Here is a 17778-nt window from a genome sequence, read left to right as displayed (position 1 = left end):
TCGCTCCCACAAGGGTTGTGGTGTACGCATTTCCCCTGTGGGAGCGAGCTTGCTCGCGATGAGGCCAGCAGACTCACCACAAAATTCAGACCGGCAAACTGGTAGTCGACTTGATCTCCGACAACGCCACGATCGAGTTGACCTCCTGAATCCCCGGCACCATCGACAGCTTCTCGAAGAAGAAGCGCTCGTACGCCTCGATGTCCGCCGTGACAATCCGCAGCAGAAAATCCACCGCCCCCATCAGCACATAACATTCCAGCACCTCCGGAAAGCCGCGAATCGCCTCGGTGAATTCGGTGAAGTTCGAACGCCCGTGGGCATTGAGTTTCACCTCCGCGAAGATCTGCGTGTTCAGGCCGATTTTCTTGCGGTCGAGCAAGGTCACCTGGCCGCGAATGATGCCCTCCTCCTTCATCCGCTGGATCCGCCGCCAGCAAGGCGATTGCGAAAGACCTATCTGCTCGGCGATCTGCGCGCTGGAGAGCGAAGCATCCTCTTGCAGCAAGGCGAGGATCTTGCGGTCGTAGCTGTCCAGTTCGCTCTGCATAAAAAAACCTTTAATCTCTCAATATGTGAATTGATCAAGTCTGCATTCCTGCCATTTTGCCAATCATAGAGAAGAAATACCCGGCACAGGATGTAAATATTTCTCCAGAAATCCTGGAGCCTGACCATGCCGTATCTCGAAGCCGTGAACACCCCACCTGCCCGCGCCGATGTCTGGAACGTCAGCAATGCCCATTGCCGTGTTCACTATCAAATGCTGGCCGAGGCCGAACCGGACCTGCTGTGCCGCGCCCTCAATCTGTTCGCCTTGCAATTGCTCACGCCGGAACAGGTCAACGTGCAGCGCCAGGACGACTGGTTGACCATCGGGATCGTCATCGACGGTTTGAGCTGGCACCGCGCGCAAGTGATCGCGGAAAAACTTCGTAACCTGATCTGCGTCTGCTCGGTTGAGCTGCAGGAAGCTGACTCTGCCTGGGCCGAAACGGTACAGGCGGCGGGCTGAAAAACGCCGAAACGGCTTCGTCGGGTAGTGGCCCAGCGGTCAGCCGGGCCACGGCTATCCTTTGCGCACTGTCGTTCAAAAGGAGCCCGCATGTCCGTACAACTCGCCTTTCAGGACCGCTGGCTGGATCTCAATGATGTGCTGCGCGAACTGGTCGCGCAGGGCTTTATCAGCCAGGATTCGGCCGAACACGCGCTCAATGCCCGTCGCCGCAACGCCACTCATGGCCAAATGCATCCGCTGGAGTTCATCGCCAGCCAACAATTGGGCGACCTCAGCCGCCCCGGCAAACTGCTGGACCTTGAAAGCCTGACCCTGTGGCTGTCCCGGCAGGCCGGACAGCCTTATCTGCGCATCGATCCGTTGAAAATCAACGTCGCGGCCGTGACCCCGCTGATGTCCTACGCCTTCGCCCAGCGTCACAAGATCCTCGCGGTAGCGATCGACCGTGATGCGGTAACCGTGGCCAGCGCCCAGCCTTATGTCAGCGGCTGGGAGGCTGACCTGACCCACGTGCTCAAATTGCCGATCAAGCGCGTGGTGGCCAACCCGGTGGACATCCAGCGCTTCAGCGTCGAATTTTTCCGTCTGGCCAAATCGGTCACCGGGGCCAACAGCGCCGACCCGCACGTCAGCACCCTCGGCAATTTCGAACAGTTGCTCAACCTTGGCGCCAGCGACCAGGAGCCGGACGCCAACGACGCACACATCGTCAACATCGTCGACTGGCTGTTCCAGTATGCGTTCCAGCAACGCGCCAGCGACATCCACATCGAGCCCCGTCGCGAGCAAGGCACGGTGCGCTTTCGCATCGACGGCGTGCTGCACAACGTCTACCAGTTCCCGCCCCAGGTCACCATGGCCATCGTCAGTCGCCTGAAAACCCTGGGGCGCATGAACGTCGCGGAGAAACGCAAACCCCAGGACGGCCGGGTGAAAACCAAGACCCCGGACGGCGGCGAAGTTGAACTGCGCTTGTCGACACTGCCCACCGCCTTCGGCGAAAAAATGGTCATGCGGATCTTCGACCCGGACGTCCTGCTCAAGGACTTCGACCAGCTCGGTTTCTCCAGCGACGACCTGCGCCGCTGGCAGGACATGACCCGCCAGCCCCACGGCATCATCCTCGTCACCGGGCCGACGGGGTCGGGCAAGACCACCACCCTCTACACCACCCTGAAAAAACTGGCGACGCCGGAGGTCAACCTCTGCACCATCGAAGACCCGATTGAAATGGTCGAGCCGGCCTTCAACCAGATGCAGGTCCAGCACAACATCGACCTGACCTTCGCCGCCGGCGTGCGTGCGCTGATGCGACAAGACCCGGACATCATCATGATCGGCGAGATCCGCGACCTCGAAACCGCGGAGATGGCGATCCAGGCGGCGCTCACCGGGCACCTGGTGCTGTCGACCCTGCACACCAACGATGCGCCAGGCGCCATCAGCCGCCTGCTGGAACTCGGCGTGCCGCATTACCTGATCAAGGCCACGGTGCTTGGCGTCATGGCCCAGCGACTGGTGCGAACCCTGTGCCCGCACTGCAAGGCGCCACTGACGCTGGGCGAAGACGACTGGCAAACCCTGACCCGCCCCTGGCAGGCCCCGCTGCCAGGCAATGCCCAGCGTGCCATCGGTTGCGTGGAATGCCGCGACACCGGTTATCGCGGCCGTGCCGGGGTCTACGAAATCATGCAACTCAGCGATGGCATCAAGGCGTTGATCAGTCCCGATACCGATCTGCTGGCCGTGCGACGCCAGGCATTCAAGGAAGGCATGCGCAGCCTGCGACTGTCAGGAGCGCAAAAGGTCGCCGCCGGGCTGACGACCATCGAGGAGGTTCTGCGCGTAACGCCCCAGAGCGAGCAGAACTGAGCCCTGCTGTTCTTATCCGCCATCGGCACCGCTACACTCCAACGATTGCTACTCCACAGATCCACACATCAACAAGGAATCGTTATGCAGATCGGTAGTGTGCTTTTGCTTTTTGTCGGCCTGGTGGTCGCCATTCTGTTCATGGGCTTCAAGGTCGTGCCCCAGGGTTTTGAATGGACCGTCGAGCGTTTCGGGCGCTACACCAACACGCTCAAGCCGGGGCTGAACGTCATCGTTCCGGTGATGGACCGCATCGGGCGCAAGATGAATGTGATGGAAAGCGTGCTGGATATTCCGCCGCAGGAAGTCATCACCGCCGACAACGCCACGGTGCAAATCGACGCCGTGTGCTTCTTCCAGGTGGTCAACACGGCCCAGGCTGCCTACGAGGTGAACAACCTCGAGCACGCCATCCGCAACCTGTTGCAAACCAACATCCGCACGGTGCTCGGCTCGATGGAGCTCGACGCCATGCTCAGCCAGCGGGACGGCATCAACGAAAAGCTGCTGCGCACCGTCGATGAAGCGACCGCGCCGTGGGGCATCAAGATCACCCGGATCGAGATCAAGGACATCAGCCCACCCGCCGACCTGATGGCGGCGATGTCGGGGCAGATGAAAGCCGAACGGATCAAGCGTGCACAGATCCTCGAGGCCGAAGGCCTGCGTGCCGCAGCGATCCTGACCGCCGAAGGCAAGAAGCAGGCGCAGATTCTCGAAGCCGAAGGCAGCCGGCAGGCCGCCTTCCTGGAGTCCGAAGCCCGGGAGCGGCAAGCCGCGGCAGAAGCCCAGGCCACCAAGGTGGTGTCCGAAGCGATCGCCAGCGGTAACGTGCAAGCGGTCAACTACTTCGTGGCGCAGAAGTACATCGACGCGCTGGGCAAGTTGGCTTCTGCCAACAACAGCAAAGTGATCCTGATGCCGCTGGAGGCCAGTTCGATGATCGGCGCGGTGGGTGGCATTGGCGAAATCGTCAAAGCCACTTTCGATAACAAGAAAGCCTGAGGCGCGCCATGTGGGCATTTTTGCAGCATCTTTCGTTCTGGGACTGGTTGGCGCTGGGCACGGTGCTGTTGATTCTTGAAGTGTTCGGCGCCGGCGGCTACCTGCTGTGGATCGGTATGGCAGCGGCTGCCGTGGGCGTCTTGACCTTCTTCCTGCCGGGCCTGTCGTGGGAATGGCAGTTTCTGTTGTTTGGCCTGCTGTCGATCGCCACCGCCTTGTACTGGTGGCGGCGCCAGCGCACGGCGACTCGCCTGAGCGATCAGCCGCACCTGAACCTGCGTGGCCAGGAGCTGATCGGCAAGACCTTCGTGGTGCATGAAGCAATTGTCGACGGTCGCGGCAAAATCAAGGTGGCCGATGGCGTGTGGATGGCCCGCGGGCCGGACGTTGCCATTGGCAGCCGCGTGCGGGTGGTCGGCCAGCAAGGCGCGATCCTGTTGGTCGAAGCGGCGGAATAGGCAGCCACGGAACTCGATTGGGGGTTGGCAATCCAACCGCGTAGTCAACCCAGTGGAGTCACCCTGTCATGCGTTTCAAACTTGCTGTCGCTACCGTCGCGCTGTTGTCCCTGCCTGTCGGTTCGGCGATGGCCGATACTTTTTGGCGTAACGTTCTTACGTCCGGTGCAACCACCGGTTCGAGCTATCTGACATCCAAGGATCACAAACTGGTCGTCGCGGCCCAGGACGATGCCAGCAGCTTCGTCGCCAGCGACGGCAGCATCCGCGGTCCGTACCTGGAAGCGGCCATGCAGAAAGTCCGCGCCGACAACCCGGGGCTGCAAGCCACGGACATGGAGTTGGCGAATGCGATCCTGGCGAAGAATGCCGTGGCGTCTGAATAAGCGTTGCGAATGAAAAATGCCGCTCACATGAGCGGCATTTTTTTGCCCGGCGAACACAATTCCCACTTTCACTGATGCCCCTGTGGGAGCGAGCCTGCTCGCGAATGCGGTGGATCAGTAAAAACTTCATTGACTGTCACACCGCATTCGCGAGCAGGCTCGCTCCCACAGGGGTTATGTATTGCCTGGGAGGTCAGCGGTAGTCGTCGACCGGCACACACGCACAAAACAGGTTCCGATCCCCATACACATTGTCCACCCGATTCACCACCGGCCAGTATTTGTGCGCCTTGGTATGCGCGTCCGGCGTGACGGCTTGCTCGATACTGTACGGCCGCGCCCACACGCCGGTGATATCGGCCAACGTATGCGGCGCACCTTTCAACGGGTTTTCTTCCGCCGGCCAATTACCGTTCTGCACCTCGTTGATTTCCGCGCGGATGCTCAGCATCGCTCCGATGAACCTGTCCAGCTCCGCCTTCGATTCGCTTTCGGTCGGTTCGACCATCAGCGTCCCCGGCACCGGGAACGACATGGTCGGGGCATGGAAGCCGTAGTCCATCAGGCGCTTGGCGACGTCCTCTTCGGTGATGCCGGTCAACGCCTTGAGCGGTCGCAGGTCGAGGATGCATTCGTGGGCAACCCGCTCATTACGCCCGGTGTAGAGCACCGGAAAGGCACCGGACAAATGCCGTGCCAGGTAATTCGCAGCCAGGATCGCCACTTCGCTGGCGTCCGCCAGTTGCGGCCCCATCATGGCGATGTACATCCAGCTGATCGGCAGAATGCTTGCGCTGCCCCAGGGCGCCGCGCTGACGGCGCCATTTTGCGGCTGCGGCCCGTCGATCGGCACCACCGGATGGTTGGCCACAAACGGCGCCAGATGTGCCCGAACACCAATCGGCCCCATGCCCGGACCGCCGCCACCATGGGGAATGCAGAAGGTCTTGTGCAGGTTCATGTGCGAGACATCGGCGCCAATATCCGCCGGCCGCGCCAGCCCGACCTGGGCGTTGAGGTTGGCACCGTCCATGTACACCTGGCCGCCGTGATGGTGGATCACTTCGCAAATTTCGCTGATGCCTTCCTCATACACGCCATGGGTCGAAGGATAGGTCGCCATCAGGCAGGCGAGTTTGTCGGCGGCCTGCGCGGCTTTCTCCTTGAGGTCATCCAGGTCGACGTTGCCCGCCTCGTCACACTCGACGATCACCACGCGCATCCCGGCCATTTGCGCCGACGCGGGATTGGTGCCGTGCGCCGACGAAGGAATCAGACAGATATCGCGGCCGCCCTGTTGCCGGCTCTCATGATATTTGCGGATCGCCAGCAGCCCGGCGTATTCGCCTTGGGCACCGGAGTTGGGCTGCATGCAGATGGCATCGAAACCGGTGATCGCGCACAACCAGCGCTCCAGCTCCTCGATCATCAGCCCGTACCCGGCGGCCTGCTCTTTCGGCACGAACGGGTGCAGGTTGGCGAACTGCGGCCAGGTGATCGGGATCATCTCGCTGGTGGCGTTGAGCTTCATGGTGCAGGAGCCCAGCGGGATCATCGATTGATTGAGCGCCAGGTCCTTGTTTTCCAGTTGCTTGAGGTAGCGCAGCATCTCGGTTTCGCTGTGATGGGCGCTGAACACCGGATGACGCAGATAAGGTGAAGTTCGCACTAACCCTTGGGGAATTCCGCCAGGCAGGACTTCGGCATCCAGGTCCTCGATACTGAGCCCGTGATCGGCCCCCAGAAACACGTCGAACAGCCTCTCCACGGTGGTTTCGTCGCAGGCTTCGTCTAGGCTCAAGCCCAGTTGGCCGCGCCCGAGAATGCGCAGGTTGATTTGCGCGGCCCGGGCACTTTCGATGATCGCGGTCTGGGTTCCGCCGACTTCCAGCGTCAGAGTGTCGAAGAAGTGCCGGTTGACCCGAGTGATGCCCTTGCGCTCTAGCCCGGCGGCCAGGATGCAGGTCAGCCGGTGAACCCGCTGGGCGATCCGCTTGAGTCCTTCCGGGCCGTGGTAGACCGCATAGAAACTGGCGATATTGGCCAGCAGCACCTGGGCCGTGCAGATGTTGGAGTTGGCCTTCTCCCGGCGGATGTGTTGCTCGCGGGTTTGCAGGGCCATGCGCAGGGCGGTGTTGCCTCGCGCATCTTTGGAAACACCGATGATCCGCCCGGGAATCGCCCGTTTGTACTCATCGCGGCTGGCAAAAAATGCCGCGTGCGGCCCGCCGTAGCCCATGGGCACACCAAACCGCTGGGACGAGCCAAACACCACATCGGCGCCCAGTTCACCCGGCGGGGTCAGCAACAACAGGCTCAGCAAATCCGTGGCGACACAGGCCAGGGCCTGTTGCGCGTGCAGGTGATCGATCAGCGGCCGCAGGTCGTGGATCTCGCCGTGGGTGTCAGGGTATTGCAGCAGCGCGCCGAACACCTGGTGCTGCTTCAAGTTATCCACAGCGTCGACGATCAGCTCGAAGCCGAAACCTTCGGCGCGGGTCTGCACCACGGAAATGGTTTGCGGGTGGCAGTTTTCGTCGACAAAGAACAGATTGCTTTTGGACTTGGCGACCCGCTTGGCCAGCGCCATGGCTTCCGCCGCGGCGGTGGCCTCATCCAGCAGCGAGGCGTTGGCCAGTTCCAGGCCAGTCAGATCGATGGTCAGTTGCTGGAAGTTCAGCAGTGCTTCGAGCCGCCCTTGGGCGATCTCCGGTTGATAGGGTGTGTACGCGGTGTACCAGCCGGGATTTTCCAGCACGTTACGCAGAATGACCGCCGGTGTGAGGGTACCGTGGTAGCCCATGCCGATCAGGCTGGTCCAGACCTGGTTCTGCTCCGCATAACCACGCAGCTTGGCCAGGGCGGCCTCTTCATCGAGGGCCGGGGGCAGGTCCAGCGCCCGGTTGAGGCGGATGCCCGGCGGCACCGTTTGCTCGATCAATTCGACCCGGCTGCCCAGGCCAAGGCTGTCGAGCATCGCCTGTTGCTCGGCGGCATCGGGCCCGAGGTGGCGGCGCAGAAAGGCATTGGGGTCGCGTAACTGGCTCAGGGACGGCAACTGGGACATGACGGGCTCTCTCTTGACTGGCGCTCAGCGTCGATGCAACACGGTCAAACCAGCATAGCAGTCGATCTCCCGGTGGATGGCGTGGCGCGCTCGAGCAATCCGGATCATCATGTCCGCCGCCTACCCAATATCCGCTGATCGGTGACTGTATCCATGAGCCAACTGCCTTTCCTGCCGTTTTCCAAACCCACCATCGATGAAGCCACGATCGCCGCTGTCGGTGACGTATTGCGCTCGGGCTGGATCACCAGCGGCCCCAAGGTCCAGGCCTTCGAAGCGCAACTTTCGGAGTATTTTGGCGGGCGCCCGGTACGCACCTTCAATTCCGGCACCTGCACCATGGAAATCGCCTTGCGTATTGCCGGGGTCGGGCCGGGCGATGAAGTGATCACCACGCCGATTTCCTGGGTGGCCACCGCCAACGTCATCCTGGAAGTCGGCGCCACCCCGGTGTTTGCCGACATCGACCCGGTGACGCGCAATATCGATCTGGATCAACTGGAAGCGGCGATCACTCCGCGCACCAAGGCCATCATTCCGGTGTACCTCGCCGGATTGCCCGTGGACATGACGCGTCTGTACGCACTGGCGAAGAAGCACAACCTGCGGATCGTCGAGGATGCGGCCCAGGCATTGGGCTCCAGCTGGAACGGCCAGCGCATTGGCTCGACCGGTGATTTCGTGTCCTTCAGTTTCCAGGCGAACAAAAACGTCACCTCCTCCGAAGGCGGTTGCCTGGTGCTGAATACGCCCGAAGAAGTACGACTGGCAGAGAAATACCGGCTACAGGGCGTTACCCGCAACGGCTTCGATGGCCTGGACGTCGACGTGCTGGGTGGCAAGTTCAACATGACCGACGTCGCCGCAGCCATTGGCCTGGGGCAATTTGCTCATATCGAAGCCATCACCGCTCATCGCCGTGAGCTGGCCCGGCATTATTTCGCCTGCTTTGGCGCGGATTTCGAAGCGCAGTACGGCGCGCAACTGCCTCCGGCGGATTTCAGCCAAAGCAACTGGCATTTGTTCCAGCTGGTATTGCCGGAACGCACGGATGGCAAACCGCCACGGGCGACTTTCATGGAGCAGATGCAGGCTTTGGGTGTCGGGATCGGCTATCACTACCCGCCGATTCACCTGTTGAGCCTGTACCGCGAGCGCGGACTCAAGGAAGGCATGTTCCCGGTCGCCGAACGGGTCGGTCGGCTGATTGTCTCGCTGCCGATGTTCACCGCGATGAGCAAAGCCGATGTCGAGCGTTCGGTGGCGGCGGTGAAAGCCGTCTTGCGGTCTTGACTCGGCCTTTGTAGGAGCTGCCGCAGGCTGCGATCTTTTGACTTTGATTTTAAAAACAACATCAAAAGATCGCAGCCTGCGGCAGCTCCTACAGGGGGCGAGCATTACTCGCCGATGGCGGCCTTGTAGCCGGCGGCATCCAGCAGTTTTTCCAGATCGGCCGGGTTGCTTGGCTTGAGCTTGAAAATCCACGCGCCGTACGGATCGGAATTGAGCAGCTCAGGCTCAGCACTCAGCGCTTCGTTGACGGCGATCACTTCACCGGCAATCGGGGAGTAGATATCGGAAGCGGCTTTAACCGATTCAACGACACCCGCCTGATCTTCAGCGGCAAACACGTTGCCGACTTCGGTCAGTTCGACGAACACCACATCACCCAGCGCTTCCTGCGCGTGATCGCTGATGCCCACGGTGACGGTGCCATCGGCTTCCAGACGTGCCCATTCGTGACTTTCGGCAAAACGCAGGTCGGCAGGGATATTGCTCATGTTCTGTGTCCTCAGGAAATTGTCAGCGGTCGTTAACCGCTGGAAAAGATTAGATCAAGGTTTTGCCGTGGCGTACGAAGGTCGGTTTGACCACCCGGACCGGGTACCACTTGCCACGAATTTCCACTTCAGCGCGGTCGGCAGTTGCCATCGGCACGCGCGCCAGTGCTATCGACTTGCTAAGCGTAGGAGAGAAACTACCACTGGTGATCTCCCCTTCGCCAACATCAGCGATGCGCACGACCTGATGAGCGCGTAAAACACCGCGTTCCTCAAGGACCAGACCGACCAGTTTGTGCTGTACACCAGCAGCTTGCTCGGCTTCCAGGGCCTTGCGCCCGATGAACTGCCGGGTGGCAGGCTCCCAGGCGATGGTCCAGGCCATATTGGAGGCCAGGGGTGAAACATCCTGCTGGATATCCTGACCGTAAAGGTTCATGCCGGCTTCGACCCGCAAGGTATCCCGCGCGCCAAGACCGATGGGAGAAATCCCGGCACCGACCAGATCGTTGAAGAACCCGGGCGCCTGATCCGCCGGCAGAATGATTTCCAGGCCGTCTTCGCCGGTATAACCGGTGCGCGCGATGAACCAGTCACCATCGGCCAGGCCTTCGAAGGGCTTGAGGAGCTGGATCAGGTTGCCGCGGGACTGGTTGACCAGCTCGGCAATCTTTTGCCGGGCGTGAGGCCCCTGGATGGCCAGCATCGCCAACTCGGAACGCTCGCGAAGCCGCACGTCGAAACCGTCGAGATGCGCTTGCATCCAGGCCATGTCCTGATCGCGGGTGGAGGCGTTGACCACCAGGCGATAGCCCTCGTCGAGACGGTAGACGATCATGTCGTCGACGATGCCGCCCTGCTCGTTGAGCATGGTGCTGTACAACGCACGGCCGGGGCTGTGCAGGCGTTCGACATCATTGGCCAGCAAATGCTGAAGCCAGGCTTTGGCCTGGGAGCCGCCGACGTCGATAACGGTCATGTGGGATACATCGAAGACACCGCAATCGCGGCGCACCTGATGGTGTTCCTCGACCTGCGATCCATAATGCAGAGGCATGTCCCAACCGCCAAAATCGACCATCTTTGCGCCGAGCGCGAGATGAAGGTCATACAGAGGCGTACGCTGTCCCATGGGTTTCTCCTTCCGGGCGTGGCGAAGGTGCGGGCAAGTGCTGCACGGACTGAATGCCTTGAAACAAAAGGCCTTTAGCCGATTTCAGCTACCTGGTCTGTCAGACGGACCGCACCGAATGCCGCGCATTGTAGCCGCAAGGTGTAGGACTGACACCTAGCTGTTTCGATGCGCTGAGCGCCGGATCAATCCGATGACCGGCAGCAGCCCGACCAGCACCAGGGTCAACGCTGGCAAAGATGCCCTCGCCCATTCTCCTTCACTGGTCATTTCAAAGATCCGCACCGCCAGCGTGTCCCAGCCAAACGGGCGCATCAGCAGGGTCGCGGGCATTTCCTTGAGCACGTCGACGAACACCAGCAGCGCCGCGCTCAAGGTGCCGGGCAACAACAACGGTAGATACACTTTGAAAAACAGTCGCGGCCCACTGACGCCAAGACTACGTGCCGCTTCGGGCAAAGATGGCCGTATACGCGCCAGGCTGCTTTCCAGTGGCCCGTAGGCCACCGCAATGAAGCGCACCAGATAGGCTAGCAACAATGCTGACAGACTGCCCAGCAGCAGCGGCTTGCCCGCGCCACCGAGCCAGCTCGAGAGCGGGATCACCAGCTCGCGATCCAGGTAACTGAACGCCAGCATGATCGACACCGCCAGCACCGAACCCGGCAAGGCGTAACCCAGGTTAGCCAGACTGACCCCGGAACGAATGACCCGGGTGGGCGCCAGGCGTCGGGCAAACGCCAGCAACAAGGCGACACTGACGGTGATCAACGCCGCCATCGCCCCCAGGTACAAGCTATGGACGATCAACCCGGTGTAGCGCTCATCGAGATCGAAGCGCCCGCGCTGCCAGAACCACACCGCCAATTGCAGCATCGGGATAACAAAAGCGCAGGCAAACACCAGGCCGCACCACGTCGTGGCCGCCAGTGCCTTGAAGCCCCGCAGGTGATACAGCGCCTTGACCCGTGGCCGCTCGTTGCCCGCCCGGTTGGCCCCGCGGGCACGCCGTTCGCCGTAGAGCACGAGCATCACCACCAGCAGCAACAAGCTGGCCAGTTGCGCGGCGGAAGACAGGCTGAAAAAACCGTACCAGGTCTTGTAGATGGCCGTGGTGAAGGTATCGAAGTTGAACACCGACACGGCGCCGAAATCCGCCAGGGTTTCCATCAGCGCCAATGCCACGCCCGCACCGATGGCCGGCCGCGCCATGGGCAATGCCACGCGCCAGAACGCTTGCCAGGGCGATTGCCCAAGGACCCGCGCCGCTTCCATCAGGCCTTTGCCCTGGGCAAGGAAGGCCGTGCGGGCCAGTAGATAAACATAGGGATAGAAAACCAGCACCAGCACCACAATCACCCCGCCCGTGGAGCGCACGCGCGGCAACCGCAGACCGCTGCCGAACCATTCGCGCAGCAGGGTTTGCACGGGCCCGGCAAAATCCAGCAGGCCGACGAAGACGAAGGCCAGCACATAGGCCGGGATCGCGAAGGGCAGCATCAGCGCCCAGTCCAGCCATCGCCGCCCGGGGAATTCGCAAAGGCTGGTCAGCCAGGCAAGGCTGACACCCAGCAGGGTGACGCCCACACCAACGCCGAGCACCAGCGTCAGTGTGTTGCCCAGCAAGCGCGGCATCTGCGTGTCCCACAGGTGGGACCAGATTTGAACGTCGATGGTCTGCCAGGAAAGCAGCAGGACGCTCAGGGGCAACAGGACCAGCGCAGCGATGGCGAAGACGACGGGATACCAGCGGCGTTGGGCGGGGTGGGCCAAGGAAAAGCTCTCTGGATAAATCAACGAAATGTACGTGAAAAGCGAAAAGATCGCAGCCTTCGGCAGCGCCTACAGGTTGGTGATCACCCTGTAGGCGCTGCCGAAGGCTGCGATCTTTTGCTCTTTAAACCAGCAGGTGTCAGTTCCAGCCAGCCTTGTCCATCAGGCGAATCGCCTCAGCCTGGCGCTTGCCGGCAATTTCCACAGGCAAGGTATCGGCGATGAACTTGCCCCATGCGGCGACTTCAGCCGATGGCTGCACGGCCGGGTTTGCCGGGAACTCCTGGTTCACGTCGGCAAAGATCTTCTGCGCTTCAGGCGTGGTCATCCACTCCACCAGGGCCTTGGCCGCTTCCGGGTGTGGCGCGTGTTGGGTCAGGCCGATACCCGACAGGTTGATGTGTACGCCACGGTCGGCCTGGTTCGGCCAGAACAGTTTCACCGGCAGATCCGGCTTCTGCTTGTGCAGGCGGCCGTAGTAGTAGGTGTTGACGATACCGACATCGCACTGGCCGGCATTGATCGCTTCGAGCACGGCAGTGTCGTCGGAGAACACGTCAGTGGACAGGTTCTTGACCCAGCCCTTGAGGATCTCCTCGGTCTTGTCGGCGCCGTGCACTTCGATCATGGTCGCGGTCAGGGACTGGTTGTAGACCTTCTTCGCCGTACGCAGGCACAGGCGGCCATCCCATTGCTTGTCGGCCAGTGCTTCGTAGGTGGTCAGTTCGCCCGGCTTCACGCGGTCAGTGGAGTAGGCAATGGTCCGCGCCCGCAGGCTCAGGCCGGTCCATGCATGGGAGGCGGCCCGGTACTGCAGCGGAATGTTGGCGTCGATGGTTTTCGAGGTGAACGGCTGGAGGATGCCCATCTGCTCGGCTTGCCAGAGGTTGCCGGCATCGACGGTCAGCAGCAGGTCGGCCGGCGTATTCGCGCCCTCGGCCTTGAGCCGCTGCATCAGTGGCGCTTCCTTGTCGGTGATGAACTTCACCTTCACGCCGGTCTTGGCGGTGTAGGCATCGAATACTGGCTTGATCAACTCGTCGATACGCGAGGAGTAGACCACCACCTCGTCAGCGGCCTGGGCGGCGGTACTGCCAATCAGGGTCAGGGCCAGTGCAGTCAGTAGACGCTTCGGTGCCAACATGGGAGCGGTCTCTCGATTGAAAAATGAGGTCAAATGATAAGGACTCACATTTAGCTTCTCAATCGAAGCTGGCTGCGGAGGAGTTACCGGATGTTGCACAAGCAGAAATTGAGGGCGAATGTGCCGCCGTCTTCGCGAGCAGGCTCGCTCCCACATTTGAAATGCATTCCAAGGTGGGAGCGAGCCTGCTCGCGAAGAGGCCATCAGCCTCAATAGAGAACTCAGGGCTTGGCCAGCGCCGGCAAATCCCCGGTCAGCCCCAGCGCTTCACGCACGAACAAGGCCTTGGCCTCGGGCATCTTCTCAACCATTTTCAACCCGGTATTACGCAACCAGCGCACCGGCAACGGATCCGCCTGGAACAAGCGCTCGAAGCCTTCCATCGCCGCCATCAGCGCCAGGTTGTGGGGCATGCGCCGACGCTCGTAACGGCTGAGGACTTTCTCATCCGCCAGGCGTTCGCCACGGGTTGCCGCTTGCAGCAACACTTCGGCCAGCACGGCGGCATCGAGGAATCCAAGGTTCACACCCTGCCCGGCCAATGGGTGAATGGTATGGGCCGCGTCGCCGATCAACGCCAGGCCTTCCGCCACATAACGCTTGGCATGCCGCTGTCGCAGGGGCACACACAGGCGCGGGTCGGCGCCGAGCACTTCACCGAGTCGCCCCTCGAAGGCTCGCTCCAGTGCCTTGCAGAAACCCGGGTCATCCATCGCCATCAAGCGTTCGGCTTCGCCGGGTGTGGTCGACCAGACGATCGAGCACCAATCCTGTTCGCCGTCACGCTCCAGCGGCAGAAACGCCAACGGACCGTTGTCGGTGAAGCGCTGCCAGGCCGTCATCTGGTGCGGCTTGGCGCAACGCACGCTGGTGACGATGGCATGGTGCAGATAATCCCATTCGCGGGTCGCGACCCCGGCCAGGCGCCGCACGGCCGAGTTGGCGCCATCCGCTGCGATCACCAGCGGCGCGCGCAGGGTGCGGCCATCGGCCAGGGTCAGCAGCCAGTCATCGCCGGAGCGGCGCATCTGTTCCAGCCGTGCATTGGCCAGCAACCCCAGGTCACAGTCGTGCAGGCGCTCGAGCAAGGCATCCTGGACCACTCGGTTTTCGACGATGTGCCCCAGCACCTCGGCATGCACGCTGGCCGCCGAGAAGTGGATTTGCCCGGTGCCGCTGCCATCCCAGACCTGCATGTCGGTGTAGGGGCTGCTGCGCCGCCCGGCGATGCCGTCCCAGACACCAAGGCGTTCGAGAATCCGCTGGCTGGCAGCCGACAAGGCGCTCACGCGCGGCTCAAACGCGGCCTGGGCATTGAAGGGTTTGACACTCATGGGGCTGCCGTCCAGCAGCAGGACTTCCAGCCCGCTGTTCTGCAACGCCAGCGCCAGGGCGCTGCCGACCATTCCGGCCCCGACAATCAGCAGATCTGCGCGCATTTCCATGCTTTAAGCCTGTCTCTCTTGCGGCTTGAGCCGCACGTAAAGGGTTTTTCCGATCCGCGCCACCAGGTGGCCGACGCCGTCATGAATGTCGACCTGCAAGTGCAGCAGGTTTTTTATCAATCGTGCCTTGCCAAACCGGCGCATCAGCCAGCTACGCATCCGGTCGCGTCCCCAGCCCCATTGCCTGTCGGGCAAACCAGCGTTTGGCCGGAGGCAGCAGGTCGAGGCCGAGCAAGCCGATATTGCGACCCAGGGACACCAGCGGCTGGGTACTGCCGAACAGGCGCGTAACCTGATCGGAGAAGCCCACGGTGAGGTCCTGGTCTAGACGCTGATGTTCGCGATAGGCCTGCAAGGTGGCAAAGTCGCCCAGGGGCTTTTCGCTGGCGAGCAAGGCATCGGCCAGAGCCTGGGCATCGCGCAGGGACAGGTTGAACCCCTGGCCGGCAATCGGATGCAGGCTGTGCGCCGCGTTGCCGAGAATCGCCAGATGCGGGCGCACCTGTTCCTCGGCCTCGACCAGTGTCAGCGGATACAGGTGACGTGCACCGACCTGTTTCAACGTACCGAGGCGGTAACCGAAGACGCCCTGCAACTCACTGAGGAAACTGCGCTCATCGAGGGCCGCCAGGCGTTGCGCGTCCATGCCCAGACGGGTCCAGACCAATGCGCAGCGGTTTTCCGGCAGCGGCAGCAACGCCATCGGGCCTTCGTCGGTGAAACGCTCGAAGGCCATGCCGTTGTGGGCCTCGCTCGGGGTGATGTTGGCGATCAGCGCGCTCTGGTTATACGGACGCTTGCGAATGCCGATCCCCAGTTGCTCGCGCAGGCCGGAGCGGCCGCCATCGGCGAGCACCGCGAGGTCGCACTCAAGGGTGGTTTCATCATTGAGGGTCAGGCGATAGCCATCGGTCAACGGCTCCATGCGGGTGACTTCCGCCGGGCAGCGCCAGCTGATCACGTCCTTGTCCAGGCCTTGCCACAGGCATTGGCCGAGCCAGGCGTTTTCAACGACATAACCCAGTGCTGGAACACCCTCTTCCATCGCCGACAACCGCGCCGTCGAGAATCGACCACGGTCGGAAACATGAATCTGCTTGATCGGTTCGGCGCGGCGAGAGACTTCCTGCCAGACGCCCAGGCGTTGGTAAATCTGCCGCGAGCCAAAGGACAGCGCCGAAGAACGAGCGTCGTAACTCGGTTGATACGTATCCCCCGGGGCGAACGGCTCGATCAGCACGATCTTCCAGCCTCGGGCCTTGGCCCCGGCCTGCAAGGCCAGCGCCAGACTCGCACCGACCAGCCCGCCACCGATGATTGCCAGGTTGACTCGACTCATGCCGCTTGTGTCCGTGCTTGCGCCATCAGGGCCTCGATTTCGCTGACGGTTTTCGGCACGCCGCCCGTCAATATTTCACAGCCGGTTCTGGTGACCACTACGTCGTCCTCGATGCGCACGCCAATGCCGCGCCATTTCTTCGCCACGCTCTGGTTGTCCGGAGCAATGTAGATCCCCGGCTCCACGGTCAACGCCATGCCGACCTCCAGTACGCGCCACTCGCCGCCGACCTTGTATTCGCCGACATCGTGCACATCCATGCCCAGCCAATGACCGGCGCGGTGCATGTAAAACGCCTTGTAGGCTTCGCTGGCGATCAATTCGTCAACGTCGCCCCGCAGCAGACCCAGCTTGACCAGCCCGGCCGTGATGACCCGGACCGTGGCCTCGTGCGCCTGGTTCCAGTGTTTGTTCGGGGCGATTTCGGCGAAGGCGGCTTCCTGGGAAGCCAGCACCAATTCGTAAATCGCTTTCTGTTCCGCTGAATACTTGCCGCTGACCGGAAAGGTCCGGGTGATGTCGCTGGCGTAGCAGTCGATCTCGCACCCGGCGTCGATCAGCACCAGGTCACCGTCCTTGAGCAGCGCGTCATTCTGCTGGTAATGCAGGATGCAACTATTGCGCCCCGCCGCGACGATCGACCCGTAGGCCGGCATCTTCGCCCCGCCCTTGCGGAATTCGTAATCGAGCTCGGCTTCCAGGCTGAATTCGTGCAACCCGGCGCGACAGGCCTGCATTGCCCGTACGTGCGCCTGGGCGGAAATCCGCGCCGCCTCGCGCATCACTTTCACTTCTGCCGCCGATTTATACAGGCGCATGTCATGCAGCAGATGATCCAGGGCAACGAATTCGTTCGGCGGCTGGGCACCGAGGTTGGCCTTGGAGCGGATCACGTTGATCCATTCCATCAGGTGGCGGTCGAATTCGGGGTTGCTGCCCATGGCCGAGTACACCCGGTCACGGCCCTCGATCAGGCCCGGCAGGATGTCGTCGATATCGGTGATGGGAAAGGCGTCGTCGGCGCCGAAGTCGCGAATCGCGCCCTCCTGCCCGGCACGCAAGCCATCCCACAATTCGCGCTCGGCGTTGCGCTCGCGGCAGAACAGGATGTATTCGCCATGCACACGCCCCGGCATCAGCACCAATACCGCCTGAGGTTCAGGGAAGCCGCTGAGGTACTGGAAGTCGCTGTCCTGGCGATAGACGTGCTCGACGTCGCGGTTACGAATGGCCACCGCGGCGGCGGGCAGGATGGCGATGCTGTTGGGTTCCATCTGCGCCATCAGGGCCTTGCGGCGACGGCTGTATTCCGATTTCGGGATGTGGATCATGGGCAGATGGCGTTCCCTGGCAAACGA

General features: G+C 61.9%; 15 protein-coding genes and 1 pseudogene. 6 read left to right on the top strand and 10 right to left on the bottom strand.

Annotated features, from left to right (window positions below; all coding sequences use genetic code 11):
• Nucleotides 1-85: 85 nt before the first annotated feature.
• Nucleotides 86-550, bottom strand: a complete 465-nt coding sequence (locus tag AC3WJW_RS08055) for an Lrp/AsnC family transcriptional regulator (RefSeq protein WP_493725670.1) — start codon at nucleotides 548-550, stop codon at nucleotides 86-88.
• Between the two features lie 126 nt (nucleotides 551-676).
• On the opposite strand from AC3WJW_RS08055, the gene AC3WJW_RS08050 reads away from it, so the two are divergent.
• The 5 genes from AC3WJW_RS08050 to AC3WJW_RS08030 all read left to right on the top strand — a co-directional run bounded on the left by AC3WJW_RS08050 (nucleotide 677) and on the right by AC3WJW_RS08030 (nucleotide 4739).
• Nucleotides 677-1015, top strand: coding sequence for an ACT-like domain-containing protein (locus AC3WJW_RS08050; RefSeq protein WP_493725669.1), 339 nt, complete (start codon nucleotides 677-679; stop codon nucleotides 1013-1015).
• A gap of 90 nt (nucleotides 1016-1105) precedes the next feature.
• A complete protein-coding gene (gene tfpB, locus AC3WJW_RS08045) occupies nucleotides 1106-2890 on the top strand; it encodes a type IV pilus assembly ATPase TfpB (protein WP_493725668.1) in 1785 nt (594 codons plus the stop codon).
• A gap of 84 nt (nucleotides 2891-2974) precedes the next feature.
• Nucleotides 2975-3895 carry an SPFH domain-containing protein gene (locus AC3WJW_RS08040; RefSeq protein WP_007978923.1) on the top strand — a complete coding sequence of 307 codons (921 nt, stop codon included), beginning with the start codon at nucleotides 2975-2977 and terminating at the stop codon, nucleotides 3893-3895.
• A gap of 8 nt (nucleotides 3896-3903) precedes the next feature.
• Nucleotides 3904-4353: an NfeD family protein gene (locus AC3WJW_RS08035; RefSeq protein ID WP_493725667.1), complete on the top strand. Its 450-nt coding sequence runs from the start codon at nucleotides 3904-3906 to the stop codon at nucleotides 4351-4353.
• A 68-nt stretch (nucleotides 4354-4421) separates the two neighbouring features.
• Nucleotides 4422-4739: a DUF2388 domain-containing protein gene (locus AC3WJW_RS08030; protein WP_007978921.1), complete on the top strand. Its 318-nt coding sequence runs from the start codon at nucleotides 4422-4424 to the stop codon at nucleotides 4737-4739.
• Nucleotides 4740-4932: 193 nt separating this feature from the next.
• Here AC3WJW_RS08030 and gcvP read toward each other — a convergent pair whose 3' ends face one another.
• Nucleotides 4933-7806 (bottom strand): aminomethyl-transferring glycine dehydrogenase, encoded by a 2874-nt coding sequence (gene gcvP / locus AC3WJW_RS08025; RefSeq protein ID WP_493725666.1) that lies wholly within the window; start codon nucleotides 7804-7806, stop codon nucleotides 4933-4935.
• Nucleotides 7807-7959: 153 nt separating this feature from the next.
• Between gcvP and AC3WJW_RS08020 the strand changes: the two genes are divergently transcribed.
• The gene (locus AC3WJW_RS08020) at nucleotides 7960-9099 is read left to right on the top strand and encodes a DegT/DnrJ/EryC1/StrS family aminotransferase (RefSeq protein ID WP_493725665.1); all 1140 of its coding nucleotides are present in this window, start codon (nucleotides 7960-7962) and stop codon (nucleotides 9097-9099) included.
• Nucleotides 9100-9203: 104 nt separating this feature from the next.
• On the opposite strand, the gene gcvH is transcribed toward AC3WJW_RS08020, so the two are convergent.
• The 8 genes and pseudogenes from gcvH to pepP form a co-directional block, all read right to left on the bottom strand.
• Nucleotides 9204-9587 carry a glycine cleavage system protein GcvH gene (gene gcvH / locus AC3WJW_RS08015; protein WP_493725664.1) on the bottom strand — a complete coding sequence of 128 codons (384 nt, stop codon included), beginning with the start codon at nucleotides 9585-9587 and terminating at the stop codon, nucleotides 9204-9206.
• 49 nt (nucleotides 9588-9636) lie between these two features.
• A complete protein-coding gene (gene gcvT / locus AC3WJW_RS08010; protein ID WP_493725663.1) occupies nucleotides 9637-10719 on the bottom strand; it encodes a glycine cleavage system aminomethyltransferase GcvT in 1083 nt (360 codons plus the stop codon).
• A gap of 156 nt (nucleotides 10720-10875) precedes the next feature.
• Entirely contained in the window at nucleotides 10876-12492 is a 1617-nt protein-coding gene (locus AC3WJW_RS08005; RefSeq protein WP_493725662.1) for an ABC transporter permease, read from the bottom strand.
• Between the two features lie 139 nt (nucleotides 12493-12631).
• Nucleotides 12632-13636, bottom strand: coding sequence for an extracellular solute-binding protein (locus tag AC3WJW_RS08000; RefSeq protein ID WP_116579700.1), 1005 nt, complete (start codon nucleotides 13634-13636; stop codon nucleotides 12632-12634).
• Between the two features lie 221 nt (nucleotides 13637-13857).
• Nucleotides 13858-15075 (bottom strand): 2-octaprenyl-3-methyl-6-methoxy-1,4-benzoquinol hydroxylase, encoded by a 1218-nt coding sequence (locus AC3WJW_RS07995; protein WP_493725785.1) that lies wholly within the window; start codon nucleotides 15073-15075, stop codon nucleotides 13858-13860.
• Nucleotides 15076-15084: 9 nt separating this feature from the next.
• Nucleotides 15085-15195: pseudogene (locus AC3WJW_RS07990) on the bottom strand (tetrameric acyl-CoA thioesterase); the annotation flags it as partial.
• 37 nt (nucleotides 15196-15232) lie between these two features.
• On the bottom strand, nucleotides 15233-16420 hold the full coding sequence (gene ubiH, locus AC3WJW_RS07985) for a 2-octaprenyl-6-methoxyphenyl hydroxylase (RefSeq protein WP_493725661.1): 1188 nt from the start codon (nucleotides 16418-16420) through the stop codon (nucleotides 15233-15235).
• Nucleotides 16417-17751 carry a Xaa-Pro aminopeptidase gene (gene pepP / locus AC3WJW_RS07980; RefSeq protein WP_429395022.1) on the bottom strand — a complete coding sequence of 445 codons (1335 nt, stop codon included), beginning with the start codon at nucleotides 17749-17751 and terminating at the stop codon, nucleotides 16417-16419. The genes ubiH and pepP overlap by 4 nt, the downstream gene beginning before the upstream one ends.
• Between the last annotated feature and the right edge of the window lie 27 nt (nucleotides 17752-17778).

This window comes from Pseudomonas sp. GW821-FHT07G06 (assembly GCF_058986625.1).
This window is presented reverse-complemented; position numbering and strand designations above follow the sequence as displayed.